Origin of the sequence: Serratia inhibens, from assembly GCF_003591175.1 — a bacterium.
Lineage (GTDB): Bacteria > Pseudomonadota > Gammaproteobacteria > Enterobacterales > Enterobacteriaceae > Serratia > Serratia inhibens.
In genome coordinates, this window is record NZ_QYYG01000010.1 from 58,420 (window position 1) to 82,963 (window position 24,544).

The window sequence follows — 24,544 nt, forward strand, 5'->3', positions numbered from 1 at the left end:
GTCATTTTTATTGCTAATCGATCTCATAACGCCCTTCATCCACCGGGACGCTTACACCGCGAGCAGTTTACAGAATTGTTAATAATCTGCAAAGCGTGTTCGAAGTGACCCGTGTCTCAACAATTTTGTCGAGTCATGCAAAAACCGACAAAACTGCTACTGAAGTGGTAAGGGCGCAGCATGCTGCGCCCTTTTTTCATTACATCACCAGACGGCGGATGTCAGACAGCATATTGTTGATGATGGTGATGAAACGCGCACCATCTGCACCGTCGATAACGCGGTGGTCGAAGGAGAGCGACATCGGCATCATCAGACGCGGCATGAACTCTTTACCGTTCCAGACTGGCTCCATTGCAGACTTGGAGACACCCAGGATAGCCACTTCCGGCGCGTTGACGATAGGTGCGAAGTGAGTCGTCCCGATACCGCCCAGGCTGGAGATGGTGAAGCAACCGCCCTGCATTTCGCCTGCGGTCAGCTTGCCGTCACGCGCTTTTTTGGAGATAGCCATCAGTTCGCGGGACAGCTCGGTGATGCTTTTCTTGTTCACATCCTTGAATACCGGAACCACCAGGCCGTTTGGCGTATCAACCGCAACACCGACGTTGATGTATTTTTTCAGCGTCAGCTTCTGGCCATCTTCGGACAGAGAGCTGTTGAAGCGCGGCATCTGCTCCAGAGCGGCGGCGACAGCCTTCATGATGAACACCACAGGGGTGAACTTCACGTCCAGCTTGCGCTTGGCGGCTTCGTCGTTCTGTTGCTTGCGGAACGCTTCCAGATCGGTGATATCGGTTTTGTCGAAGTGAGTCACGTGCGGGATCATCACCCAGTTGCGGCTCAGGTTGGCACCCGAAATCTTCTGGATGCGGCCCAGTTCGACTTCTTCGATCTCACCGAACTTGCTGAAGTCCACTTTCGGCCATGGCAGCATGCCTGGCAGACCGCCACCGGCAGCAGCGGTTGGAGCCGCTTCCGCACGTTTGACTGCGTCTTTCACGTAAGTCTGGACGTCTTCGCGCAGGATGCGGCCTTTACGACCGGTGCCTTTCACTTTCGCCAGGTTTACGCCGAATTCACGCGCCAGACGACGGATGACCGGGGTAGCGTGCACATAAGCGTCGTTCTCTGCGAATTCGCCTTTGCTTTCCGCTTTGGCAGCCGGAGCGGCCGCAGCGGTTTCCTGCTTGGCCGGAGCCGGTGCAGCTTCTGCTTTCTGGGCCGGAGCGGCGGCTGGTGCCGCGCCTTCAACTTCGAACACCATGATCAGAGAGCCGGTTTTCACTTTGTCGCCGGCGCTGATTTTGATTTCTTTCACGGTACCTGCGAACGGTGCCGGCACTTCCATAGAAGCCTTGTCACCTTCAACGGTGATCAGCGACTGCTCAGCGGCAACTTTGTCGCCCACTTTCACCATCACTTCGGTCACTTCTACTTCGTCGCCGCCGATGTCCGGCACGGCAACGTCTTTGGCAGCGGCAGCCGCCGGTGCAGCCGGGGCCGCAGGGGCTTCAACCGCAGCCGGAGCGGCAGCAGAAGCTGCGCCGGCCACTTCGAAGACCATGATCAGGGAACCGGTTTTCACTTTGTCGCCGGCGCCGATTTTGATCTCTTTCACGGTGCCCGCGAAGGGTGCCGGGACTTCCATTGAAGCCTTGTCGCCTTCCACGGTGATCAGGGACTGCTCGGCTTCCACCTTGTCGCCCACTTTCACCAGGATCTCGGTCACTTCAACTTCGTCGGCACCGATGTCCGGTACCGCAACGTCTTTGGCAGCAGCGGCAGCCGGTGCAGCAGCAGGTGCCGCGGCCGGTTTTTCTTCCGCTTTGGCGGCTGGTGCGGCAGCTGCCGCACCTTCTGCTTCAAAGATCATCAGCAGTTTGCCGGTTTCGGTTTTATCACCGACGGAAACCTTGATCTCTTTCACCACGCCCGCTTGCGGGGACGGGACTTCCATGGAAGCTTTATCACCTTCAACGGTGATCAGCGATTGTTCAGCTTCAACTTTATCGCCCACTTTCACCAGAATTTCGGTGATTTCCACTTCGTCTGCACCGATGTCCGGTACCTTGATTTCGATAGACATTCTTCTGTACCTCTTATGCCAGACGCGGGTTGACTTTTTCTGGGTTGATGTCGAATTTCTTAATCGCATCAGCTACCACAGAAGCTTCGATTTCACCGCGTTTAGCCAGTTCACCCAGAGCAGCAACCACAACGTAAGAAGCATCGACTTCAAAGTGGTGGCGCAGGTTTTCGCGGCTGTCCGAACGACCGAAGCCGTCAGTACCCAGAACGCGATAATCGCTGGCTGGAACGTAAGTACGAACCTGTTCTGCGAACAGCTTCATGTAGTCGGTAGACGCAACCGCAGGCGCATCGTTCATCACCTGAGCGATGTAAGGCACGCGTGGGGTTTCGGTCGGGTGCAGCATGTTCCAACGCTCACAGTCCTGACCATCGCGCGCCAGTTCGGTGAAGGAAGTCACGCTGTAGATGTCAGAACCAACGCCGTAGTCTTTCGCCAGGATCTGCGCAGCTTCGCGCACGTGACGCAGGATGGAGCCTGAACCCAGCAACTGCACTTTACCTTTGCTGCCTTCCAGAGTTTCCAGCTTGTAGATACCTTTACGGATACCTTCTTCTGCACCCTGCGGCATGGCCGGCATGTGGTAGTTTTCGTTCAGCGTGGTGATGTAGTAGTAGACGTTTTCCTGCGCGTCGCCGTACATGCGGACCAGGCCGTCATGCATGATTACAGCCACTTCGTATGCGTAAGCCGGATCGTAAGAGATACAGTTAGGGATAGTCAGAGACTGAATGTGGCTGTGGCCGTCTTCGTGCTGCAGACCTTCGCCGTTCAGGGTAGTACGGCCTGAAGTACCGCCGATCAGGAAGCCGCGCGCCTGTTGGTCGCCCGCAGCCCAGCACAGGTCACCGATACGCTGGAAACCGAACATCGAATAGTAGATGTAGAACGGAATCATTGGCAGATCGTTGGTGCTGTAGGAGGTCGCCGCGGCCAGCCATGAAGAGGCTGCGCCCAGTTCGTTGATGCCTTCCTGCAGGATCTGGCCTTTCTCGTCTTCTTTGTAGTAAGCAACCTGCTCACGGTCCTGCGGAGTGTACTGCTGGCCGTTCGGGCTGTAGATACCGATCTGACGGAACAGACCTTCCATACCGAAGGTACGGGCTTCGTCGGCGATAATTGGAACCAGGCGATCTTTGATCGACTTGTTCTTCAGCATCACGTTCAGGGCACGTACGAAAGCGATAGTGGTGGAGATTTCTTTGTTCTGCTCTTCCAGCAGTGAGCTGAAGTCTTCCAGAGCCGGCATTTCCAGCTTCTGGGTGAAGGCCGGCAGACGAGTCGGCACATAACCTTTCAGCGCCTGACGGCGTTCGTGCAGGTATTTGTACTCTTCAGACTCTTTTTCGAAGGTGATGTACGGCAGTTTTTCGATGTCAGCATCGGCAACCGGCACGTTGAAACGATCGCGGAAGTGGTGAACCCCTTCCATGTTCATTTTCTTCACCTGGTGAGCAATGTTTTTACCTTCCGCAGTTTCACCCATGCCGTAACCTTTGATGGTATGGGCCAGGATAACGGTTGGTTTGCCTTGGGTGTCCTGCGCTTTTTTCAGTGCAGCAAAGACTTTCTTCGGATCGTGACCACCACGGTTCAGCGCCCAGATTTCGTCGTCGGTCATGTCTTTGACCAGAGCGGCAGTTTCCGGGAAGCGGCCGAAGAAGTGCTCGCGTACGTAAGCGCCGTCTTTGGATTTGAAGGTCTGGTAGTCGCCGTCCAGGGTTTCGTTCATCAGCTGGATCAGTTTGCCGCTGGTATCTTTACGCAGCAGTTCATCCCAACGTCCGCCCCAAATCACTTTCAGAACCTGCCAGCCTGCACCGGCGAAGATGCCTTCCAGCTCGTTGATGATCTTGCCGTTGCCGGTGACCGGGCCGTCCAGACGCTGCAGGTTACAGTTGATGACGAAGACCAGGTTGTCCAGTTTTTCACGGGTAGCGATGGTGATCGCGCCCTTGGATTCAGGTTCGTCCATCTCGCCGTCGCCCAGGAAGGCGTAAACGGTTTGGGCAGAGGTGTTCTTCAGGCCACGGTGTTCCAGATATTTCAGGAACTTAGCTTGATAGATGGCGCTGATTGGGCCCAGGCCCATGGAAACGGTCGGGAACTGCCAGAATTCCGGCATCAGTTTCGGATGCGGGTAAGAAGACAGGCCTTTGCCGTGAACTTCCTGACGGAAGTTGTTCATTTGGTCTTCGGTCAGGCGGCCTTCAAGGAAGGCTCGTGCGTAAACGCCTGGAGAGATGTGGCCCTGGAAGTAAACCAGATCGCCGCCGTCTTGCTCGTTGCGCGCACGGAAGAAGTGGTTGAAGCAGACTTCATAGAAGGTCGCGGAAGACTGGAAGGAAGCCATGTGGCCGCCCAGGTCCAGATCTTTCTTGGATGCACGCAGAACGGTCATTACCGCGTTCCAGCGGATGGCTGAACGGATACGACGTTCCAGATCCAGGTTGCCTGGGTAAGCAGGTTCGTCTTCCACCGCGATGGTGTTGACGTAGTTGTTGGCGGCAGCACCGGCTGCAACGCTAACACCGCCTTTACGGGCTTCACCCAATACCTGATCAATCAGAAACTGAGCTCGCTCAACACCCTCTTCACGGATGACCGATTCGATCGCCTGCAGCCAGTCGCGGGTTTCGATCGGATCCACGTCATTGTTTAAACGTTCTGACATGGTGGTATTCCTTATCTGTCTAATGGTTTGTTTGGAGCCTGTCTTCCTGTGTTCTGAAGCAAAACACACGAAGACAGGCCCATCAGTTTAGTTGCCGCTTAAATGCTTAAATAAGCATTCCGAACGTAAACCCCGCAGGCTGGTGTACCCTGAAGAGAACCGTTCTTAATCCTTGCGTTGCTGGAGACGCCGCAGCGATCTCTCGCGCCGGGTATGTTCCCGACTGAGATCCAGCAATATTTCCTCGATAAACGCCAAATGGCGGTGCGAAGCTTCGCGGGCCCTTTCCGGCTCGCGTGCCACAATCGCCTCAAAAATCCCGGCGCGGTGGCTGCTCACTTTTGCCAACATCTCACGGCGCGAGTAGAGCAATTCAAAGTTCTGACGCACGTTCTGTTCCAGCATCGGCCCCATACAGCGTAACAGGTGCAGTAACACAACGTTGTGGGCAGCTTCGGTCACGGCGATTTGGTATTGCATGACCGCGTCGGCTTCGGCGTCGAGATCGCCGCTGTCCTGGGCCTGCTGAATCACGATATGGCAATCGCGGATGCGCGCCAGATCTTCGTCGGTACCGCGCAGCGCCGCATAATAGGCAGCGATGCCTTCGAGGGCATGACGAGTTTCCAACAGATCGAATTGTGATTCAGGATGGTCGGCCAGCAGTTCAGCCAGCGGATCGCTGAAGCTCTGCCACAGATTAGTTTGTACAAAGGTGCCGCCGCCCTGACGGCGCAGGAGCAGCCCTTTAGCTTCCAGGCGCTGGATGGCCTCTCTCAGAGAAGGACGGGAAACATCAAATTGTTTCGCCAGTTCGCGCTCCGGTGGCAACTTTTCGCCTGGACGCAACGTTCCCTCGAGGATCAGGTGTTCGAGCTGCTGCTCGATAACGTCTGACAACTTGGGTTGGCGGATTTTGCTGTAGGCCATGGGTGAATTCTTCTCTGCGAATGGCGCGGAGTCAATTGGTAATACCAATTTCAAAAACGTGACGGTAAAGTAACAAAGTATTCACCTCCTGTCCATATGGGCCTCATTCGAAATCATGATTCCCCGCACATTTTAACACCTCGATATCAAGCCTGCCGCACACCGATAACTGAGGGTTGGTAATACCATTTACGAGGTAGGTTTCTGATTTAACCTTTGCGAAACCTCCCGTCAGGAAGACTGAAGCGTCAAAGACAGAGTTTTATTGCATGTTTATTAAGCTTTAGTGAATGACTATTTGCGTCGTATACCCGGCACAAAGCTGATTACTATTTCACCACCGCCCAGGATTCATATCTACGTTATTTCTGCGCATTATGTGATTTGCTGCTTGTTTCGTGCATTGAATCCCCCCTGTCGTCACACAACCCGCATTTTGTTTCCTAAACTGCTGAAATCTTAATCACTCACAGAATAAAGCAGGTGCAAACTGGCTCGCATAACATTATTCTTTTCCAAACGGTAGCGGCTCCGTGGAATTAATAGCTATAACGCCGTAAATAAAACAAAACACACATCGTAACCACTGCTTTACAGCATGTGAGTATTTTGCAACGACAGAGGGTTTCATTGATGGATGGTCAACAGCAAGGCGACCAGCTGAAGCGCGGCCTGAAAAACCGCCATATTCAGCTTATAGCCCTAGGTGGCGCAATTGGTACCGGGCTGTTTCTCGGTATCGCTCAAACAATAAAAATGGCCGGCCCGTCGGTCATTCTCGGCTATGCCATTGGCGGCTTCATCGCGTTTCTGATTATGCGCCAACTGGGTGAAATGGTGGTGGAAGAGCCGGTTGCCGGTTCCTTCAGCCATTTCGCCTATAAATACTGGGGCAATTTCGCCGGCTTCGCTTCCGGCTGGAACTACTGGGTGCTGTACGTACTGGTGGCGATGGCGGAACTGACCGCAGTCGGCATCTATGTTCAGTACTGGTGGCCGGAAATCCCGACCTGGGTATCCGCCGCGGTATTCTTCCTGGCAATTAACGCCATCAACCTGGCCAATGTGAAGGTGTATGGCGAGATGGAGTTCTGGTTCGCCATTATCAAAGTGGTGGCGATTATCGGCATGATCGTGTTCGGCGCCTACCTGTTGTTCAGCGGCATGGGCGGCCCGGAAGCCACCGTAACCAATCTGTGGGCACAGGGCGGGTTCTTCCCGAACGGTATCATGGGGCTGGTGATGGCGATGGCAGTGATCATGTTCTCGTTCGGCGGTCTGGAGCTGGTGGGCATCACCGCCGCCGAAGCCGATAACCCGCAGAAAAGCATCCCTAAAGCCACCAACCAGGTGATCTACCGTATTCTGATTTTCTATATCGGCTCACTGACCATTCTGCTGTCGCTGTACCCGTGGGGCAAAGTGGTTGAAGGTGGCAGCCCGTTCGTGCTGATCTTCCACGCGCTGAACAGCGACGTGGTGGCAACGGTGCTGAACATTGTGGTGCTGACCGCCGCGCTGTCGGTCTATAACAGCTGCGTTTACTGCAACAGCCGCATGCTGTACGGCCTGGCGCAACAGGGCAACGGCCCGAAAAGCCTGCTGAAAGTCGACGGCCGCGGCGTGCCGGTGATCGCCATCGGCGTGTCCGCCATTGCCACCGCCTTCTGCGTGCTGATCAACTACCTGATCCCAGGGCGTGCCTTCGAGCTGCTGATGGCGCTGGTGGTATCGGCGCTGGTGATCAACTGGGCGATGATCAGCCTGGCGCACCTGAAGTTCCGCGCGGCCAAGAATCGCGAAGGCGTAGAGCCGAAGTTCAAGGCATTCTGGTATCCGTTCAGCAACTACCTGTGCCTGGCCTTTATGGCCGGTATTCTGGTGATCATGTATCTGACGCCGGGCATTCAAATCTCGGTGCTGCTGATCCCGGTATGGGTAGCGGTTCTGGCCATCGGCTACGTCATCAAACAGCGCAGCCAGCGCGCGGCGAGTACCGTCGGCCGCTGATAAACCGCGTTAAAATCAACCTGGCCCGCAAATGCGGGCCATTTTATTGCCCTTCAATTTTGCCAACTGGCTCACAGTTTCCTCGCCACGCCCGGTTTGTCCATCTCTACAACCAATAGTTTCTGATAACTCGCCCCCTGCCGGGACAATAATCGTTGCCACTCAGTCAGATCCTGCCGTCGCGGAGAAAATGTCCATGAAGAGCAATGCCCTATCGATAAAAGAAAAGATTGGCTATGGCATGGGAGATGCCGGCTGCAACATGATTGGCGGAGCGATTATGTTGTTTCTCAACTATTTCTATACCGACATCTTTGGATTGACTCCGGCGCTGGTCGGCATTCTGCTGCTCTCGGTTCGGGTGCTGGATGCGGTAACCGATCCGATTATGGGTGCCATCGCCGATCGTACCCAAAGCCGCTGGGGGCGCTTTCGTCCCTGGTTGTTGTGGGTATCCCTGCCCTATGTATTATTCAGCGTGTTGATGTTTACCACGCCGGAATGGAGCTACAACAGCAAGGTCGTCTATGCCTTCGCGACTTACTTCTTGATGTCGCTAACTTACACCGCCATTAACATTCCCTACTGTTCATTAGGCGGCGTAATCACCGCCGATCCGCAAGAGCGGGTATCCTGCCAGTCATACCGTTTTATTCTGGTCGGCATTGCTACGCTCATCCTCTCGCTAACCCTGCTGCCGATGGCCGAATGGTTTGGCGGTGCCGACAAGGCGCGCGGCTATCAGATGGCGATGGGCGTGCTGGCGCTGATCGCCCTGTTCATGTTTCTGTTCTGCTTTGCCACGGTCAAAGAGCGCATACGCCCGGCGGTGCCGACTCACGACGCGCTCAAATCCGATCTGAAAGACGTGTGGAAAAATGACCAATGGGTGCGCATTCTGCTGCTGACCTTCTGCAACGTTTGCCCCGGTTTTATCCGCATGGCGGCAACCATGTATTACGTGACCTACGTCATGCAGCAGTCAACCTCATTCGCCAGCCTGTTTATCGCGCTGGGCGTAGTCGGCATGATGATCGGCAGCGCATTGGCGAAACCGCTGACCGACCGCTTCTGCAAACTGAAAGTGTTCTTTTGGACCAATATCGTGCTGGCGGCGTTTTCCTGCGGTTTTTACTTCCTCAACCCTCAGTTGACCTCATTAATCGTGGTCGCCTACTTCCTGCTGAATATCTTGCATCAGATCCCCTCACCGCTGCACTGGTCGTTAATGGCCGACGTGGACGACTACGGCGAGTGGAAAACCGGCAAGCGCATCACCGGCATCAGCTTTTCCGGCAATCTGTTCTTCCTGAAAGTCGGGCTGGCGGTAGCCGGCGCCATGGTCGGTTTCCTGATGTCGTATTCCGGTTATCAGGCAGATGCGGCCAGCCAAAGCGCCAGCGCACTCAACAGCATCGTATTGTTGTTCACCGTGATCCCAGGCATTGGCTATCTGATCACCGCAGGCGTAGTGCGCCTGCTGAAGGTCGATCGTCAACTGATGCAGCGGATTCAGGTCGATCTGGAAAAGCGTCGGGTCAATTACCAGGAGCTGGCCGACTATCGTGAGCAGCAGCTAGAAACCAAACACCCGTAAGGAGCCCGCAATGCGAGACTATCCTAATCCCTTTATTGAACAGCGGGCCGATCCGTTTGTTTTGCGCCACAGCGATGGCTATTACTATTTCACCGCCTCGGTGCCGGAATATGATCGCCTGGAGCTTCGCCGGGCGCGCAGCCTCGACGAACTGCCGCAGGCCACTGCAACGGTAGTGTGGCGAAAGCCGCAGCAAGGGCCAATGAGCGCGCTGATCTGGGCGCCGGAACTGCACTTTATCAGCGGCAAGTGGTATTTGTATTTTGCCGCAGCCCACAGCCCAGAGATTGCAGATGGCCTGTTCCAGCACCGTATGTTTGCGCTGGAATGCAGCGCAGACAATCCGTTAACCGGGGAATGGACAGAAAAAGGCAGGATATACAGCCATATCGACAGCTTCTCCCTCGACGCTACCCATTTTGAGCATCGCGGCAAACACTATTATTTATGGGCGCAAAAGGATCCGGCCATCAGCGGTAACTCCAACCTGTACCTGGCGGAGATGGAAAATCCGTGGACGCTAAAGGGCGAGCCGGTGCTGCTCAGCAAGCCGGAGCTGCCCTGGGAAATCGTGGGTTTTCAGGTCAATGAAGGGCCTGCTGTGATTACTCATGGCCAACGGATATTTATCAGCTATTCTGCCAGCGCCACCGATGAAAATTACTGCATCGGGCTGCTCTGGGCCGATATCGACAGTGACATCACCGACATGGCCCAATGGCACAAGGCCAGCCAACCGATATTCCGCACCAGCGCCAAAAACCACCAATTCGGCCCCGGACACAACAGCTTTACCCTCGACGAGCAGGGCCGGGATCTGTTGGTTTACCATGCGCGCAATTACACGGAAATCGAGGGAGATCCGCTCTATGATCCCAATCGTCATACGCGGATTAAGCCGATAGAGTGGAATGAAGAAGGCATGCCGGTGTTGGGGGAACCGCCGGCAGATAATCGCTAGTGTCATAACAGGGGTTCAGCTCACTGACCCCCCGTCTCTGCCCCACCGGTGATTAACATCCTGTTTTCGGCAAAAACACCTATCAAAAACACGCATTGGCGCTAAGGTAATCAATAGTTGCGCAAATTCGGGCAGAGCAGATGACAACAGGCATAGTGATCGCCGCCGCCGGGCGTGGGGAACGTTTCTCGCAGGCCGGTGGCGCAGGCAACAAATTAAACGCTGAGTTTGCGGATCAGACGGGCCACCGGCGCCCGTTGTTTGAACATACCTTGCGCCAGGCGCTGGCCTCCGGTCTGCCGGTGTGGGTCGTCACTCGGCCGGATAACCAGTGGGTACAGCAGGTTTGCGCCGCGTATCAGGTGCCGGTCACGCCGATCGCCAGTGCAGGTCTCGGGGATTCCATTGCCGCCGGCGTTGGCGCTACGCCGCACTGGCAGGGCTGGTTGATCCATCTGGCGGATATGCCGTTCGTCACACCCGATATCTTCCGTCTGGTCGCCGATGCGCTGCGGCATCATGCGATAGCTCGCCCCTGCTTCGACCAACGGCCTGGCCACCCGGTCGGCTTTTCCGCTCCATTGCGCAAGAGGCTTTGCCTGTTGCGCGGTGACAATGGCGCGCGCGAGCTGCTGCAAGGGGAAGCGGTTTATCTGTTGCCTCTTGATCGGGCAAGCGTCGTGCAGGATATTGATCTTCCATCACAGCTACCGGCCAGCGAGTAAAATCATCTATGCAGCATCTTGATATCACCGTGATCAGCCAGGCGATAAGCTGGCTGAAACAGCAGCCGGTGTGGCTGTGTACCGTACTGAATACTTACGGCTCCTCGCCGCGATCGCCCGGGGCACTGTTGGCGGCGACCCAGAACGGGGATTACTGCGGTTCGCTGTCTGGCGGCTGCGTGGAAGAGGATTTTCTGCGGCGCGTGGCGGCCGGGGAATATCAGGCAGCCAGCCAGGTGATCCGCTACGGTGAAGGCGGTCTGGAGCCGAACGTGGCGTTGCCCTGCGGCGGCGTGCTGGACGTGCTGATTGAATACCTGCCCGCCGGTGACGGCAGCATAGGCTACCTGACGAAAATCGCCGGCGCGCTGGACGGACACCACGCGTTGGTCAAACGCCTGGTCTTACCCGATGCCTGCCACAGCCTGGAACTGACCGATTTCGCCAGCGCTACCCAGGTGGAGCGCAATGGGCAACAAATCACGCTGAATATCGCCGCTGCACCGCGCCTGCTGATTGCCGGGTTGTCGAGCGTGGCGTTGTATTGCGCCGATTTCGCCAGTTCGTTGGGGTTCGAGGTGCTGGTGTGTGAAAATCGCCCGGAGGCGCTGGATAATTTCGCCCCCCTGCTCAGGCCCGGCGTGACGCTGCTGCGTCAGTTCCCGGCCAAATTTATCGAGGACGGTGGATGCCACGCCAATACCGCCATTGTGGCGCTGACTCACGACCCGCGGATGGACGATCTGACGCTGATGGAGGCCATACACACGCCGGCGTTTTACATCGGCGCCATGGGCTCGCTGCGCAACAGCGCACGCCGCCGCCAGCGTCTGCAGCAGATTGCCGAGTTCAGCCCACAAGAACTGGAACGCATTCATGCGCCAATCGGGCTGCCGCTCGGCAGTAAAACGCCGGCAGAAATCGCCCTGGCGGTAATGGCCGATATCGTGCAACAGAAAAATCGCACGGCGGCCCGGCCTTTCAGCCCAGAGGGATTACGGGTACCAGGTGCTGAAGCTCCAGATGCAGCTCCTCCCGCTCATTGAGCGAATAGCTGAACATCGTCAGGTCAGGCCCTTCCCGGCGGGCCAGGCCGAGCTCCGGCAATATCTGAGTGTATATCTGCACCACGTGGTCGTTCAGTGCCACCGGCTTGCCGGAATAACAAAAGCGGCAAAAATCGCCGTGGATGTCCGGCAGCGGCTCCAGATCGGCATCGACAGAACAGCCCGCCTCAACACCGAGCGAATAGTCCACCCTGACCCGCTGCCCATCCGGCCTAAAATGGGTTAGCGCGTAGATCAACGGAGGGCGGCCACCAAGCAGTTTATAGAAGTTCTCTTTGATTCCGCTGCGCAGATGCAGATGCGACTTATCCAGATGTTCGATGTCCAGGTGATAGGCGTAATTTTTCCCGCTGAGGAGATACTGGCCTTTATCAACGGTGACGCGATCGACCTTAATATCACCAGGCTGACCGGCGGACAGCGAACGCACCAGATGGCTGAAGTCCTGCTTGCGGGCATGGCGGTAGACGCTGGGGGATTCGGCAAAGTGTTTTTTGAAACAGCGGGAAAAGGTTTGTTGGTTATCAAATTGATATTCTACGGAAATATCAAGAATGCTCTTGCGCGTGAAACGCAAAGCGAAAGCGGCCAGATACAAACGTCGTGCGCGAATATACGACGCCAGCGACAGACCGGTCTGCTTCTTGAAAAGCCGCTGCAGATACCATTTCGAGTAGCCTGATTTGGCGGACACGATATCCAATGACAGTGGATTAGTCAGATTGTCTTCAATCCAGACCAGCAGATCCCTGATGTGATTTTCCTGCGTTCCCATTTTCTTGCCGAACCTTCCGTTCCAAATATGCCTTTGCGCACGTTTTACTGCTTTGTGCGTAGGGTATACAGGTTAAAACAAGGCGTCCAGCGGGCTACAGGACTTTACACAGGGAGGGATTCAGTCTGAAAGTTGCCGCCCCTATCAGGCGGCAACCGTTTTGAAAGGTTATTTCACGCAGCGCGAGCACTGGCCGGCCTGGATCTTCTGGAAGAAGTCATTGCCTTTATCATCCACCAAAATAAACGCCGGGAAATCTTCTACTTCGATTTTCCAGATCGCTTCCATCCCCAGCTCCGGGTATTCCACACAGGTCAGGCTCTTGATGCTTTGCTGCGCCAGTACCGCAGCCGGGCCGCCGATGCTGCCAAGATAGAAACCGCCGTGCTTGTTGCAGGCATCCGTCACCTGCTGGCTGCGGTTCCCCTTCGCCAGCATGATCATGCTGCCGCCGTGAGATTGCAGCAAATCAACGTAAGAATCCATGCGCCCGGCGGTGGTCGGCCCCAACGAACCCGAAGCGTAACCGTCCGGCGTTTTGGCCGGGCCGGCGTAGTAAATCGGGTGATCCTTAACGTATTGCGGCAAACCTTCACCGCGGTCCAACCGCTCTTTCAGCTTGGCGTGCGCGATATCGCGGCCAACGATGATGGTGCCGCTCAGCGACAGGCGGGTCGATACCGGGTACTGCGACAGCTGCTTGAGAATATCGCTCATCGGGCGGTTGAGGTCGATCTTGATCGCCTCGCCCTCTCCGGCCTGACGCAGCTCCTGCGGGATAAATTTGCCCGGATTGTGCTCCAGCTTCTCGAGCCAGATACCGTCGCGGTTGATTTTGCCCTTGATGTTGCGGTCAGCGGAACAGGAAACGCCCATGCCAACCGGGCAGGACGCGCCATGGCGCGGCAAACGCACCACGCGGATATCGTGCGCAAAGTATTTACCGCCAAATTGCGCGCCCAGCCCCAGATTTTGCGCTTCTTTCAGCAGCTCTTCTTCCAGCGCCACATCACGGAACGCCTGGCCGTGTTCGTTGCCTTCGGTCGGCAGGCCGTCGTAGTACTTGGTCGATGCCAGTTTGACGGTTTTCAGCGTTGCTTCAGCCGAGGTGCCGCCAATGACAAATGCCACGTGGTACGGCGGACAGGCCGCGGTGCCCAGCGTGCGCATTTTATCGACCAGGTAATCTTTCAGCTTGCCCGGCGACAGCAGCGCCTTGGTTTCTTGATACAGATAGGTTTTGTTGGCCGAACCGCCGCCTTTGGCGACACACAGGAACTTGTATTCTTCACCGTCCACGCTGTACAGATCGATCTGCGCCGGCAGGTTGCTGCCGGTGTTGACCTCTTTGTACATGTCCAGCGCGGCGTTTTGCGAATAGCGCAGGTTGTCTTCGATAAAGGTGTTGTACACCCCGCGCGACAACGCTTCTTCATCACCGCCGCCGGTCCAGACGCGCTGGCCCTTTTTCCCCATGATGATCGCGGTGCCGGTGTCCTGGCAGGTTGGCAAAATACCCTTGGCGGCGATTTCTGAGTTACGCAGAAATTGCAGCGCAACGTACTTATCGTTTTCGCTGGCGTCCGGGTCGTCAAGAATATCGGCAACCTGCTGTTGGTGCGCCGGGCGCAGCATGAACGAAGCGTCATGGAAGGCATGCTGTGCGAGCAGGGTTAACGCTTCAGGGGCAACTTTCAGGATTTCCTGGCCTTCAAACTCACTCACAGAAACGTGATCGCGGCTCAGCAGATAGTATTCGGTATCGTCTTTCTTCAGCGGGAACGGATCTTGATAATGGAACGGTTTATTCGACATTGATCTCTCACTTGCAACATCAGCTGCGTTAAATTCACACTTACTCAGCATGCCCGGGGCAGGCTGCGGCAAAAAACTGCCCACACCTTACTTATTTTTAATCAGTCGGTTATTGCGCTGAATCGCATAATAACCCCTATATTAGCAAGGCATCAGTTCAGGTGTTTTTTCCAACCTCATACGGTGAGCGCTGCGGGTACAGACTCAGCATGCACGCTTTATTATCCCGCAGTTAACACATTGATTACAATCCATCGGAGACGATCGGGTTATCAATGCGGTGAAAAACCTGCCGGGAGTAAATGAGCGAGGAATTAGTTTTCCGTCTTGTTGCCAGCCGGGGCGCCTTTGCTTAAGCTAGCGGCAATGAACAAAGTAAGAATCCCCATTGCGCTGCAACAGGCGGTAATGCGCTGTCTGCGGGAAAAGCTTCAGCTGGCCCGCCAGCATTTTTCCGTCGATTTTCCTGAACCCAAAGTCGTTTACCAGCAGCGCGGTACCACTGCGGGCACCGCCTGGCTGCAAGCCTGGGAAATCAGGCTGAATCCAGTGCTGTTAATGGAAAATCAGCAGCCGTTTATCGATGAAGTGGTGCCGCATGAGCTGGCGCACCTGCTGGTGTTCCGCCAGTTTGGCCGCGTGCCGCCACATGGCCGCGAATGGCGCCGCATGATGGAAAACGTCTTGCGGGTACCCGCCAGCCGCACCCACCAGTTTGAAATTGCCTCGGTGCAAAGCAAAACTTTCCCCTACCTGTGCGGTTGCCAGCAGCACCAGCTCACCGTGCGCCGCCACAATCGGGTGCTGCGCGGTGAAAGCGAATACCGCTGCCGCCAGTGCGGCGAAAGACTGAGATTTATCGCTAACGAAACCCCTTAACTAAACGATTTATACGTTAAAACAAGTAAATATCGCCATTTGCCACTACCGTAAACTTCCGTTACCCTGCCTGCTTTTCCAATTTCGAGCTGTTTTGGAATATGCTTCGCAAAATTCTGTTTATGGTGATTTTCATTGCAGGTGCCGCGCACGCCCACGGCATCAATAATTTCTCTCAGGCCAAGACTGCGGCGGCCAAAATCAATCAGGACGCACCCGGTTCTTTTTACTGCGGTTGTCGGATCGACTGGCAGGGTAAAAAAGGCATTCCTGACCTCAACAGCTGCGGCTATCAGGCGCGTAAAAACGCCCAGCGCGCACAGCGTATTGAATGGGAACACGTGGTGCCGGCCTGGCAGTTCGGCCACCAGTTGCAATGCTGGCAGCAGGGCGGCCGCAAAAACTGCAATAAAGACGCGACCTACCGCCAAATCGAAACCGATCTGCACAACCTGCAACCGGCCATCGGGGAAGTGAACGGCGATCGCAATAACTTTATGTACAGCCAGTGGAAAGGCGGTGAAGGCCAGTACGGCCAATGCCCGATGAAAGTGGATTTCAAAAATAAGCAGGCTGAGCCGCCCGCCCGCGCCCGTGGCGCTATCGCACGCACCTATTTCTATATGCGCGACCGTTACCAACTGCGGCTTTCACGCCAGCAAACCCAGCTGTTCGAGGTGTGGAACCGCCAATATCCGGTCAGCCAATGGGAATGCCTGCGCGAAGCACGTATCGCCAAGGTTCAGGGCAACCATAACAACTATATTCAACAGGCTTGCCAGCAACGAAAAGGCTAACCTACTATATACCCGTCGCCTTTCAAGCCGCAGCGTTGTTACCTGCACTCGCTCACCCCAGTCACTTACTTGAGTAAGCTCCTGGGGATGAACGAGCTGGGCGCCTAGCTGCAACTCGAAATTCATAGGGTATAGCCTCCATCTATCAAGCTGCCTACCCCTTTAGTCAGGATCGAATACTCACATGCGTATACCCCGCATTTATCACCCGCAACCCTTGATCGACAATGCGGAAATCGCGTTGAGCGAAGACGCCGCCAACCACGTCGGGCGCGTGCTGCGCATGAGCGCCGGCCAGACGTTGCAACTGTTCGACGGCAGTAACCGGGTGTTTAACGCCGAGATCGTTCGGGTTGATAAGAAAAACGTGCAGGTGCAACTCAGCGCCGGCCAGTTGGAAGACCGCGAGTCGCCGCTCAATCTGCACCTGGGCCAGGTGATTTCCCGTGGGGAGAAGATGGAGTTCACCATACAGAAATCCATCGAACTGGGCGTTAACGTCATTACCCCGCTGTTTTCCGAACGCTGCGGCGTCAAACTGGATGGCGAGCGTCTGGCGAAAAAAATTCAGCAATGGCAGAAAATCGCCGTTGCCGCCTGCGAACAATGCGGCCGCAACCGCATCCCGGAAATTCGCGAGGCAATGCAGCTGGAAGCCTGGTGCGCCGAGCAGGACGGCAGTCTGAAGCTTAACCTGCATCCGCGTGCCAACCACAGCATCAATACCCTGCCGCTGCCGGTGGACCATGTCCGCCTGCTGATTGGGCCGGAAGGCGGGTTATCCGCCGACGAAATTGCGATGACCACAGGCTACGGATTTACTGATATCCTGCTGGGGCCACGCGTTCTGCGTACAGAAACCACAGCGCTCACCGCAATTACCGCTTTGCAGGTACGTTTCGGCGATCTGGGTTAAAGGAGAGAAAATGATTAAGCTCGGCATCGTGATGGACCCTATCGCCTCCATCAATATCAAGAAAGACACCAGCTTCGCCATGCTGCTCGAAGCGCAGCGCCGTGGCTGGGAACTGCACTACATGGAGATGAACGATCTCTATCTGCACGCCGGTGATGGACGCGCCCGCACCCGCTTGCTGAGCGTGAAAGAAGATAAAGAAAGCTGGTTCAGCTTCGGAACCGAGCAGGATCTGGCGCTGCAGGATCTGGACGTAATCCTGATGCGCAAGGATCCGCCATTCGATACCGAATACATCTATGCGACCTATATTCTGGAGCGCGCAGAGGTGAAAGGCACGCTGGTGGTCAACAAGCCTCAGAGTCTGCGTGACTGCAACGAGAAGCTGTTCACCGCCTGGTTCCCGGAGCTGACGCCGGACACCCTGGTCAGCCGTAGCGCAGCCCACATCCGCAAATTCCACCAGCAGCACGGCGACATTATCCTCAAACCGCTGGATGGCATGGGCGGCGCGTCCATCTTCCGCGTGAAACAGGATGATCCTAACCTGTCGGTGATTATCGAAACCCTGACCGAACATGGCAGCCGTTTCTGCATGGCGCAGAACTTCCTGCCGGCGATCAAGGAAGGCGATAAGCGCATTCTGGTGGTTGACGGCGAACCTGTGCCGTACTGCCTGGCGCGTATCCCGGCACAGGGTGAAACCCGTGGTAATCTGGCGGCCGGTGGCCGTGGTGAACCGCGCCCTCTGAGCGAAAGCGACTGGAAAATTGCCCGCGCAGTGGCCCCGACGCTGAAAGAGAAAGGCCTGATCTTCGTTGGCCTGGACGTGATTGGCGATCGTCTGACCGAGATCAACGTCACCAGCCCAACCTGTGCACGCGAAATCGAAGCGGCCTTCCCGGTTTCCATCACCGGCATGCTGATGGACGCGATCGAAAAGCGTCTGGCAGCGAAGTAATCCGCCATGCGGGCGGCGCCGTCGCCCGCAATCCTGACCTTTCGAAGCGCGTGCAGCCAACAACGCTGCGGCTTGAAAGGCGACGGGTATAGCCGCATACTGGCGGCTGTTTAACTTATCACCACTCAATTACCTTAAATAACGCCATGAATTTACAGCACCATTTTCTTATCGCCATGCCATCTCTTCAGGATCCTCGCTTCAAACGCTCGGTGATTTACGTCTGTGAGCACAATGAAGACGGCGCCATGGGCCTGGTGATCAACAAACCGGTGGAACAGTTCACGGTGGAAACGGTGCTGAGCAAGCTGAAGATCATGCCGCCCGCTCGCAATCCGGCCATCAGCCTGGATAAACCGGTATTTGCCGGCGGCCCATTGGCGGACGATCGCGGGTTTATTCTGCATACGCCGCGCAGTGGCTTCGGCTCCAGCATCCAGATCTCGCCGGATACCATGATCACCACCTCGAAAGACGTGCTGGAAACGCTCGGCACCCCGGAGCAACCGGATGACGTGCTGGTGGCGCTCGGCTATGCCGGCTGGGAAAAAGGCCAGTTGGAACAGGAAGTGCTGGAAAACGCCTGGCTGACCATCGAAGCCGACACCGACATTCTGTTCCATACGCCGATCGCCAGCCGCTGGCGCGAAGCCGCCAACCGCCTTGGCATCGATATCCGCAGCATTGCCAACCACGCAGGACACGCCTGATGACCAACCGCACCATTATCGCCTTCGACTTCGGCACCAAAAGCATCGGCGCGGCCATAGGTCAGGAACTCACCGGCAGCGCCCGCGCGTTGGCGGCATTCAAGGCGCAGGACGGCTCTCCGGACTGGCAAAAGATCGAAAAGCTGCTGAAAGAGTGGCAGCCGGATCTGGTGGTGGTCGGCCTGCCGTTGAATATGGATGGCACCGAGCAGTTGGTGACCGAGCAGGCACGCAAGTTCGCCAACCGTCTGCATGGCCGCTTTGGCGTGCAGGTCGCGCTGCATGACGAACGCCTCAGCACCGTCGAAGCCCGCGCCAATCTGTTCGATCGCGGCGGTTTCCGCGCTCTGGACAAAGGCAGCGTGGACTCCGCCTCCGCGGTGGTCATCCTGGAAAGTTGGTTCGAACGGCACTTGGGCTGATCGGCCCGTCACGCCCCTTCTTCTCCACCGAGCAACCCAGCGTTGATGCGCTGCTGCAATCCCTGTTCAAAGGTCTGCATGCCGGACTGCGCACCGGTTTGCAGCACGCTGGCGAGCTGATGGGTTTTGCCTTCGCGGATCATGCTGCTGACCGCCGCCGTTGCCGTCAGCACCTCGAAGATCGCCACCCGCCCGCCACCGGGCCTGCTTAGCAACTTTTGCGCAATCACCGCCTGCAGGCTGGCGGCCAGCTGCGCGCGCACATAAGGCTTTTCTTCCGCCGGGAAAACATCGACCAAACGATCCACCGCCTGCGGCGCACTGCGGGTATGCAGCGTCGCCAGCACCAGGTGGCCGGTTTCCGCCGCAGTGAGCGCCAAACGAATGGTGGTGGTGTCGCGCAGTTCCCCCAACAGAATCACATCCGGATCTTCACGCAGCGCGGCGCGTAGCGCTTCATCAAAGCCGTAGCTGTCGCGGCCCAGCTCACGCTGTTGGATCAGCGACTTCCGGCTGCGGTGCATAAACTCGATCGGGTCTTCCAGCGTGAGGATATGCCGCCGTTGATGCTGATTGATATCGTCAATCATCGCCGCCAGCGTGGTGGATTTACCGCTGCCGGTCGCACCGGTAACCAGTATCAGGCCATCCTCACGCCGCAGCAGCGCAGGGACAATAGCCGGTGCCGCTAACGCCGCCAGCGTCGGGCAGTGGCCGGCAATCAACCGCAGCGCGATGGATATCCCCAGATTCTGCAAAAAGAAATTGGCGCGCAGCCGGATATCGCCCGCCAGCGTCAACGCCAGATCGAGCTGGCCCTGTTGCTGCAAATGTTGCCGTTGCGGCGGTTGCAGCAGCGTGCCGCACAGTTGGTGCATGCGCTCCTGAGTCAGTATTTCCGCCCCTTCCAGCGGTTGCAATTCACCATCAATGCGCAACATGGGTTGATGGCCCGCACAAAGGTGCAGATCGGAAGCATTATGCTTTACACTAAGGGCCACGAATTCATCGATATCCATATCAATCTCCTGGGTCAATAATGAGCACTATCCAACAGAATCTGCAGGATGTCAGAAGCCGCATCGCGGCAGCCGCTCAAGGTTGCGCACGCGTTCCAGAAGAAATCACTCTGCTTGCAGTCAGCAAGACCAAACCTGTGGCGGCGATCGCAGAAGCCATCGCCGCCGGCCAGCGTGCCTTTGGCGAGAATTACGTGCAGGAAGGCGTGGATAAAGTTCAGCATTTCGCCACGCAGCCGGAAGGCGCAACGCTGGATTGGCACTTTATCGGCCCGCTGCAATCCAATAAAAGCCGGCTGGTGGCAGAGCACTTCGCCTGGTGCCACACGGTGGATCGGCTGCGCATCGCCCAACGGCTCAGCGATCAACGCCCGGCAGGCATGCCGCCGCTTAACGTTCTGATCCAAATTAATATCAGCGATGAACAGAGTAAATCTGGCATTGTACTGGCTGAATTACCGGCGCTGGCGGAGGCGGTAGCCGCGCTGCCGAACGTTACGCTGCGTGGGCTGATGGCGATTCCTGCTCCGGAACAAAACTACCAGCGCCAGTTGGCGGTATTCGGCCAGATGAGCGACGCCTTCCAGGCCCTGCAACAGCGCTATCCGCAGGTGGATACCCTGTCGATGGGCATGACGGATGATATGGCGGCGGCGATCGCCGCAGGTAGCACTCTGGTGCGTATCGGCACCGCAATTTTTGGCGCTCGTGATTATTCACCGGCCTGACATATGACGAGGAATTTTGATGCAACACCGTAAGATTACCTTTATTGGCGCCGGCAACATGGCGCGCGCGATTATCGCCGGCCTGGTGGCGGGCGGATACCCGGCTAAATCCATCAGCGTTTGCGCGCCTTCGGCTAAAAACCGCGATGCGCTGGCGGCGGACTACGGCATCGTCAGCAGCGGCGACAACCTGGCCTGCGCGCGCGAGGCCGAGGTCGTGGTGCTGGCGGTAAAGCCGCAGATGATGGCCGACGTCTGCCAGCCGCTGCAACAGGTCGATTTCTCCGGCAAGCTGGTGCTGTCGATCGCCGCCGGCATTCAGGTCAGCCGTTTTTACCAACTGTTGAGCGACAAGCTGAGCATCGTGCGCATTATGCCCAATACCCCGTCCCTGGTTGGCAAAGGCATGAGCGGCCTGTATGCGCCGCCGCAGGTCAGCCAACAGGATCGCGACTACACCGGCGATTTGATGGCCTCCGTCGGCAAGGTTTGCTGGGTGGATGACGAAAACGGCATCAACGGCGTCATCGCCGCCGCAGGCAGCGCACCGGCCTACTTCTTCCTGTTTATGGAAGCCATGCAACAAGAAGCCGAGCGCATGGGCTTCGACAGCCAAACCGCGCGCGAGCTGGTGCAACAGGCCGCCTCCGGCGCTGCTGCGCTGGTGGAAGCCAACCCGGATACGCCATTATCGACCCTGCGCGAGCAGGTCACCTCCAAAGGCGGCACCACCGCCGAAGCGCTGCGGGTATTCAACGAGCAACAACTGCCGGAGACCGTGGCCAAAGCCATGCGCGCGGCGGTTTCCCGTGCGCAGGAAATGGAAAAATCATTTTAAATAACCGAGAGTTAAGGAGAAGGATCCTTTCATGCTAACGCTGACTTTTTTGGTCAAAACCGTTATTGATCTTTACGTCATGGTACTGCTGCTGCGTATTTGGATGCAGTGGACGCGTACCGATTTTTATAACCCGTTCGCCCAGTTCGTGGTGAAGATCACCCAGCCGGTGGTCGGCCCGCTGCGCCGCATTATCCCATCACTGGGGCCTGTCGACAGCGCTTCGCTGTTGCTGGCGTTCCTGCTGATGACCATCAAGTATCCGCTGCTGCTGCTGATCCAGGGCGGCGCGATGTCACTCAGCCCGTATAACCTGCTGTTTGGCCTGATTTCGCTGGTCAAGTCGGCCGGTTATCTGATCTTCTGGGTGATGATTATCCGCGCCCTGATGAGCTGGATCAGCCAGGGCCGCAGCCCGATTGACTATGTGATGTATCAGTTGACGGAACCCCTGATGGCCCCGATCCGCCGCATTCTTCCGGCCATGGGCGGTATCGATTTTTCAGCGATGGTGGTGATCCTGATCCTGTATCTGATCAACTACCTGGGTATGGATCTGTTCGGTGAGATCTGGTTCCTGCTGTGAGTGCAGTCACCCCCGTGCTGGACGGGCTGGCAATCAGGCTATATATTCAGCCGAAAGCCAGCCGCGACCAGATTATCGGTTTGCATGGCGACGAACTGAAAGTCGCCATTACCGCCCCGCCGGTTGACGGCCAGGCCAACGCCCATCTGATCAAGTTTATCGCCAAGCAGTTTAAAGTGGCGAAAAGCAACGTCACCATCGAGAAAGGCGAACTGGGGCGGCATAAACAGTTACGCATCGTTAATCCGCAACAGATCCCCGCCGTGGTCGCGGCGCTTATCGAATAATTTTCAAGGTAGTCATCATGCAAAAAGTCGTTCTTGCCACCGGTAACCCGGGAAAAGTGCGTGAACTCGCCGACCTGCTGGCCGATTTCGGTCTGAACGTGGTCGCACAAACCGAGCTGGGCGTGGATTCCGCCGAGGAAACCGGCCTGACGTTTATCGAAAACGCCATCCTGAAAGCCCGCCACGCGGCGCAAATCACCGGCCTGCCGGCGATCGCCGATGACTCCGGCCTGGCGGTGGACGTCCTGGGCGGCGCGCCTGGCATCTATTCTGCGCGCTACGCCGGCGTAGAGGCTTCTGATCAGCAAAACCTCGACAAGCTGCTGGTGGCGCTGAAAGACGTGCCGCAAGGCAGCCGCGGCGCGCAATTCCACTGCGTGCTGGTGTACATGCGCCATGCAGAAGACCCGACGCCGCTGGTGTTCCACGGCAGCTGGGCGGGTGAAATCGCCTTTGAATCCGCCGGTGCCGGTGGTTTCGGTTACGATCCTGTCTTCTACGTGCCGGAGTTGGGCCGCACCGCCGCCGAACTGAGCCGCGACGAGAAGAGCGCGGTGTCACACCGCGGTAAGGCGCTGAAGCTGATGCTGGAAGCCATGCGCAATGCTTAAGCTGCCCCCGCTGAGTTTGTACATTCACATCCCGTGGTGCGTGCAGAAGTGCCCGTACTGCGACTTCAACTCGCACGCGTTGAAGGGAGAAGTGCCGCATCAGGAATACGTCGATCACCTGCTGGCCGATCTGGATGCCGATCTGCCGCTGGCCGGCGGCCGGGAGATCAGCACCATTTTTATCGGTGGCGGCACCCCCAGCCTGCTGAGCGCCGAGGCGATGCAATCGCTGCTCGACGGTGTGCGGGCGCGTATTCGCGTCGCCGATGACGCGGAGATCACCATGGAGGCCAACCCCGGCACCGTGGAGGCCGATCGCTTCAGCGGCTACCAGCGCGCCGGTGTGAACCGCATCTCGATCGGCGTGCAGAGCTTCAGCGCGGAGAAGTTAACCCGTCTGGGGCGCATTCACGGCCCGGAAGAAGCCAAGCGCGCGGCACACCTGGCCACCGGTCTCGGCTTGCGCAGCTTTAACCTCGATCTGATGCACGGCTTGCCGGACCAGTCGCTGGAAGAGGCGCTGGACGATCTGCGCCAGGCGATCGCTCTGAACCCGCCGCATCTGTCGTGGTATCAGCTGACCATCGAGCCAAACACCCTGTTCAGCTCGCGACCGCCGGTGCTGCCGGACGACGATGCGCTGTGGGACATCTTCGAACGCGGCCACCAGTTGCTGAGCGCCGCCGGCTACCGGCAGTATGAAACCTCGGCCTACGCCAAGCCGGGCTACCAGTGCCAGCACAACCTCAACTACTGGCGTTTCGGCGACTACCTGGGGATTGGCTGCGGCGCGCACGGCAAGCTGACCTTTAGCGACGGCCGTATTCTGCGCACCGCGAAAACCAAGCATCCGCGCGGTTTTATGCAGGGCAAGTACATGGACAAGCAGCATGAGGTGACGGCGGCAGATCGACCGTTCGAATTCTTTATGAACCGCTTCCGCCTGCTGGAGGCCGCGCCGCGTGCCGATTTCGCCAACTACACCGGGCTGGACGAAAGCGTGATTCGCCCACAGTTGGACGAGGCACTGGCAAAAGGTTATCTAGAGGAAACGGCGGAATACTGGCAGATCACCGAAAAAGGCAAGCTGTTCCTTAACTCGCTGCTGGAGCTGTTCCTGGCGGATGAATAAACAAAAAGCGCT

General features: G+C 57.0%; 23 protein-coding genes. 17 read left to right on the forward strand and 6 right to left on the reverse strand.

The features are described 5' to 3' along the window. Positions 1–199 precede the first annotated feature (199 nt). The 3 genes from aceF to pdhR all read right to left on the reverse strand — a co-directional run bounded on the left by aceF (position 200) and on the right by pdhR (position 5,696). Complete coding sequence (gene aceF / locus D4100_RS22435) at positions 200–2,089, reverse strand: pyruvate dehydrogenase complex dihydrolipoyllysine-residue acetyltransferase (protein ID WP_119805275.1); 1,890 nt, start codon at positions 2,087–2,089, stop codon at positions 200–202. A gap of 13 nt (positions 2,090–2,102) precedes the next feature. Further along, positions 2,103–4,766 carry a pyruvate dehydrogenase (acetyl-transferring), homodimeric type gene (gene aceE, locus D4100_RS22440; protein WP_119805276.1) on the reverse strand — a complete coding sequence of 888 codons (2,664 nt, stop codon included), beginning with the start codon at positions 4,764–4,766 and terminating at the stop codon, positions 2,103–2,105. 165 nt (positions 4,767–4,931) lie between these two features. After that, positions 4,932–5,696, reverse strand: a complete 765-nt coding sequence (gene pdhR, locus D4100_RS22445) for a pyruvate dehydrogenase complex transcriptional repressor PdhR (RefSeq protein ID WP_004947949.1) — start codon at positions 5,694–5,696, stop codon at positions 4,932–4,934. Positions 5,697–6,329: 633 nt separating this feature from the next. On the opposite strand from pdhR, the gene D4100_RS22450 reads away from it, so the two are divergent. The 5 genes from D4100_RS22450 to D4100_RS22470 all read left to right on the forward strand — a co-directional run bounded on the left by D4100_RS22450 (position 6,330) and on the right by D4100_RS22470 (position 12,035). After that, positions 6,330–7,706, forward strand: coding sequence for an amino acid permease (locus D4100_RS22450; protein WP_065506506.1), 1,377 nt, complete (start codon positions 6,330–6,332; stop codon positions 7,704–7,706). A gap of 196 nt (positions 7,707–7,902) precedes the next feature. After that, positions 7,903–9,303: a glycoside-pentoside-hexuronide (GPH):cation symporter gene (locus tag D4100_RS22455; RefSeq protein ID WP_119805277.1), complete on the forward strand. Its 1,401-nt coding sequence runs from the start codon at positions 7,903–7,905 to the stop codon at positions 9,301–9,303. A 10-nt stretch (positions 9,304–9,313) separates the two neighbouring features. Then, positions 9,314–10,264 carry a glycoside hydrolase family 43 protein gene (locus D4100_RS22460; RefSeq protein ID WP_119805278.1) on the forward strand — a complete coding sequence of 317 codons (951 nt, stop codon included), beginning with the start codon at positions 9,314–9,316 and terminating at the stop codon, positions 10,262–10,264. A gap of 140 nt (positions 10,265–10,404) precedes the next feature. Continuing rightward, positions 10,405–10,989: a nucleotidyltransferase family protein gene (locus D4100_RS22465; RefSeq protein ID WP_119805279.1), complete on the forward strand. Its 585-nt coding sequence runs from the start codon at positions 10,405–10,407 to the stop codon at positions 10,987–10,989. An 8-nt stretch (positions 10,990–10,997) separates the two neighbouring features. Further along, positions 10,998–12,035, forward strand: coding sequence for an XdhC family protein (locus tag D4100_RS22470; protein WP_119805280.1), 1,038 nt, complete (start codon positions 10,998–11,000; stop codon positions 12,033–12,035). On the opposite strand, the gene D4100_RS22475 is transcribed toward D4100_RS22470, so the two are convergent. Beyond that, positions 11,971–12,831 (reverse strand): helix-turn-helix domain-containing protein, encoded by an 861-nt coding sequence (locus tag D4100_RS22475; RefSeq protein WP_119805281.1) that lies wholly within the window; start codon positions 12,829–12,831, stop codon positions 11,971–11,973. The two genes, D4100_RS22470 and D4100_RS22475, sit on opposite strands and share 65 nt — an antisense overlap. A gap of 168 nt (positions 12,832–12,999) precedes the next feature. Next, a complete protein-coding gene (gene fumA, locus D4100_RS22480; RefSeq protein ID WP_119805282.1) occupies positions 13,000–14,646 on the reverse strand; it encodes a class I fumarate hydratase FumA in 1,647 nt (548 codons plus the stop codon). Between the two features lie 366 nt (positions 14,647–15,012). Between fumA and D4100_RS22485 the strand changes: the two genes are divergently transcribed. The 6 genes from D4100_RS22485 to ruvX all read left to right on the forward strand — a co-directional run bounded on the left by D4100_RS22485 (position 15,013) and on the right by ruvX (position 19,331). Continuing rightward, positions 15,013–15,525, forward strand: coding sequence for a SprT family zinc-dependent metalloprotease (locus D4100_RS22485; RefSeq protein ID WP_065506513.1), 513 nt, complete (start codon positions 15,013–15,015; stop codon positions 15,523–15,525). Between the two features lie 101 nt (positions 15,526–15,626). Then, entirely contained in the window at positions 15,627–16,322 is a 696-nt protein-coding gene (gene endA, locus D4100_RS22490; RefSeq protein WP_065506514.1) for a deoxyribonuclease I, read from the forward strand. A gap of 184 nt (positions 16,323–16,506) precedes the next feature. Next, complete coding sequence (gene rsmE / locus D4100_RS22495; protein WP_065506515.1) at positions 16,507–17,238, forward strand: 16S rRNA (uracil(1498)-N(3))-methyltransferase; 732 nt, start codon at positions 16,507–16,509, stop codon at positions 17,236–17,238. 10 nt (positions 17,239–17,248) lie between these two features. Beyond that, positions 17,249–18,199 (forward strand): glutathione synthase, encoded by a 951-nt coding sequence (gene gshB / locus D4100_RS22500; protein WP_065506516.1) that lies wholly within the window; start codon positions 17,249–17,251, stop codon positions 18,197–18,199. Positions 18,200–18,345: 146 nt separating this feature from the next. Next, positions 18,346–18,909, forward strand: a complete 564-nt coding sequence (locus D4100_RS22505; RefSeq protein ID WP_065506517.1) for a YqgE/AlgH family protein — start codon at positions 18,346–18,348, stop codon at positions 18,907–18,909. Next, positions 18,909–19,331 (forward strand): Holliday junction resolvase RuvX, encoded by a 423-nt coding sequence (gene ruvX, locus D4100_RS22510; RefSeq protein WP_065506518.1) that lies wholly within the window; start codon positions 18,909–18,911, stop codon positions 19,329–19,331. Before D4100_RS22505 ends, ruvX begins: the two co-directional genes overlap by 1 nt. A gap of 8 nt (positions 19,332–19,339) precedes the next feature. On the opposite strand, the gene D4100_RS22515 is transcribed toward ruvX, so the two are convergent. Continuing rightward, on the reverse strand, positions 19,340–20,350 hold the full coding sequence (locus D4100_RS22515; protein ID WP_065506519.1) for a type IV pilus twitching motility protein PilT: 1,011 nt from the start codon (positions 20,348–20,350) through the stop codon (positions 19,340–19,342). A gap of 20 nt (positions 20,351–20,370) precedes the next feature. On the opposite strand from D4100_RS22515, the gene D4100_RS22520 reads away from it, so the two are divergent. The 6 genes from D4100_RS22520 to hemW are packed head-to-tail and all read left to right on the forward strand — an operon-like array spanning position 20,371 to position 24,532. Further along, positions 20,371–21,078, forward strand: coding sequence for a YggS family pyridoxal phosphate-dependent enzyme (locus D4100_RS22520; RefSeq protein ID WP_119805283.1), 708 nt, complete (start codon positions 20,371–20,373; stop codon positions 21,076–21,078). A gap of 19 nt (positions 21,079–21,097) precedes the next feature. Next, on the forward strand, positions 21,098–21,916 hold the full coding sequence (gene proC / locus D4100_RS22525) for a pyrroline-5-carboxylate reductase (protein ID WP_065506521.1): 819 nt from the start codon (positions 21,098–21,100) through the stop codon (positions 21,914–21,916). Between the two features lie 31 nt (positions 21,917–21,947). Further along, positions 21,948–22,502: a YggT family protein gene (locus tag D4100_RS22530; protein ID WP_004948012.1), complete on the forward strand. Its 555-nt coding sequence runs from the start codon at positions 21,948–21,950 to the stop codon at positions 22,500–22,502. Next, positions 22,499–22,789, forward strand: a complete 291-nt coding sequence (yggU, locus tag D4100_RS22535) for a DUF167 family protein YggU (RefSeq protein WP_004948014.1) — start codon at positions 22,499–22,501, stop codon at positions 22,787–22,789. Before D4100_RS22530 ends, yggU begins: the two co-directional genes overlap by 4 nt. 17 nt (positions 22,790–22,806) lie before the next feature. Then, positions 22,807–23,400, forward strand: a complete 594-nt coding sequence (gene rdgB, locus D4100_RS22540) for an RdgB/HAM1 family non-canonical purine NTP pyrophosphatase (RefSeq protein WP_119805284.1) — start codon at positions 22,807–22,809, stop codon at positions 23,398–23,400. After that, positions 23,393–24,532, forward strand: a complete 1,140-nt coding sequence (gene hemW, locus D4100_RS22545) for a radical SAM family heme chaperone HemW (RefSeq protein WP_119805285.1) — start codon at positions 23,393–23,395, stop codon at positions 24,530–24,532. Before rdgB ends, hemW begins: the two co-directional genes overlap by 8 nt. Positions 24,533–24,544: the final 12 nt, after the last annotated feature.

Bases quoted from the DNA above. Each gene is read 5' to 3' on its own strand.
- aceF (WP_119805275.1), bottom strand. From the start codon at position 2,089: ATGTCTATCGAAATCAAGGTACCGGACATCGGTGCAGACGAAGTGGAA.
- aceE (WP_119805276.1), bottom strand. From the start codon at position 4,766: ATGTCAGAACGTTTAAACAATGACGTGGATCCGATCGAAACCCGCGAC.
- pdhR (WP_004947949.1), bottom strand. From the start codon at position 5,696: ATGGCCTACAGCAAAATCCGCCAACCCAAGTTGTCAGACGTTATCGAG.
- D4100_RS22450 (WP_065506506.1), top strand. From the start codon at position 6,330: ATGGATGGTCAACAGCAAGGCGACCAGCTGAAGCGCGGCCTGAAAAAC.
- D4100_RS22455 (WP_119805277.1), top strand. From the start codon at position 7,903: ATGAAGAGCAATGCCCTATCGATAAAAGAAAAGATTGGCTATGGCATG.
- D4100_RS22460 (WP_119805278.1), top strand. From the start codon at position 9,314: ATGCGAGACTATCCTAATCCCTTTATTGAACAGCGGGCCGATCCGTTT.
- D4100_RS22465 (WP_119805279.1), top strand. From the start codon at position 10,405: ATGACAACAGGCATAGTGATCGCCGCCGCCGGGCGTGGGGAACGTTTC.
- D4100_RS22470 (WP_119805280.1), top strand. From the start codon at position 10,998: ATGCAGCATCTTGATATCACCGTGATCAGCCAGGCGATAAGCTGGCTG.
- D4100_RS22475 (WP_119805281.1), bottom strand. From the start codon at position 12,831: ATGGGAACGCAGGAAAATCACATCAGGGATCTGCTGGTCTGGATTGAA.
- fumA (WP_119805282.1), bottom strand. From the start codon at position 14,646: ATGTCGAATAAACCGTTCCATTATCAAGATCCGTTCCCGCTGAAGAAA.
- D4100_RS22485 (WP_065506513.1), top strand. From the start codon at position 15,013: ATGAACAAAGTAAGAATCCCCATTGCGCTGCAACAGGCGGTAATGCGC.
- endA (WP_065506514.1), top strand. From the start codon at position 15,627: ATGCTTCGCAAAATTCTGTTTATGGTGATTTTCATTGCAGGTGCCGCG.
- rsmE (WP_065506515.1), top strand. From the start codon at position 16,507: ATGCGTATACCCCGCATTTATCACCCGCAACCCTTGATCGACAATGCG.
- gshB (WP_065506516.1), top strand. From the start codon at position 17,249: ATGATTAAGCTCGGCATCGTGATGGACCCTATCGCCTCCATCAATATC.
- D4100_RS22505 (WP_065506517.1), top strand. From the start codon at position 18,346: ATGAATTTACAGCACCATTTTCTTATCGCCATGCCATCTCTTCAGGAT.
- ruvX (WP_065506518.1), top strand. From the start codon at position 18,909: ATGACCAACCGCACCATTATCGCCTTCGACTTCGGCACCAAAAGCATC.
- D4100_RS22515 (WP_065506519.1), bottom strand. From the start codon at position 20,350: ATGGATATCGATGAATTCGTGGCCCTTAGTGTAAAGCATAATGCTTCC.
- D4100_RS22520 (WP_119805283.1), top strand. From the start codon at position 20,371: ATGAGCACTATCCAACAGAATCTGCAGGATGTCAGAAGCCGCATCGCG.
- proC (WP_065506521.1), top strand. From the start codon at position 21,098: ATGCAACACCGTAAGATTACCTTTATTGGCGCCGGCAACATGGCGCGC.
- D4100_RS22530 (WP_004948012.1), top strand. From the start codon at position 21,948: ATGCTAACGCTGACTTTTTTGGTCAAAACCGTTATTGATCTTTACGTC.
- rdgB (WP_119805284.1), top strand. From the start codon at position 22,807: ATGCAAAAAGTCGTTCTTGCCACCGGTAACCCGGGAAAAGTGCGTGAA.
- hemW (WP_119805285.1), top strand. From the start codon at position 23,393: ATGCTTAAGCTGCCCCCGCTGAGTTTGTACATTCACATCCCGTGGTGC.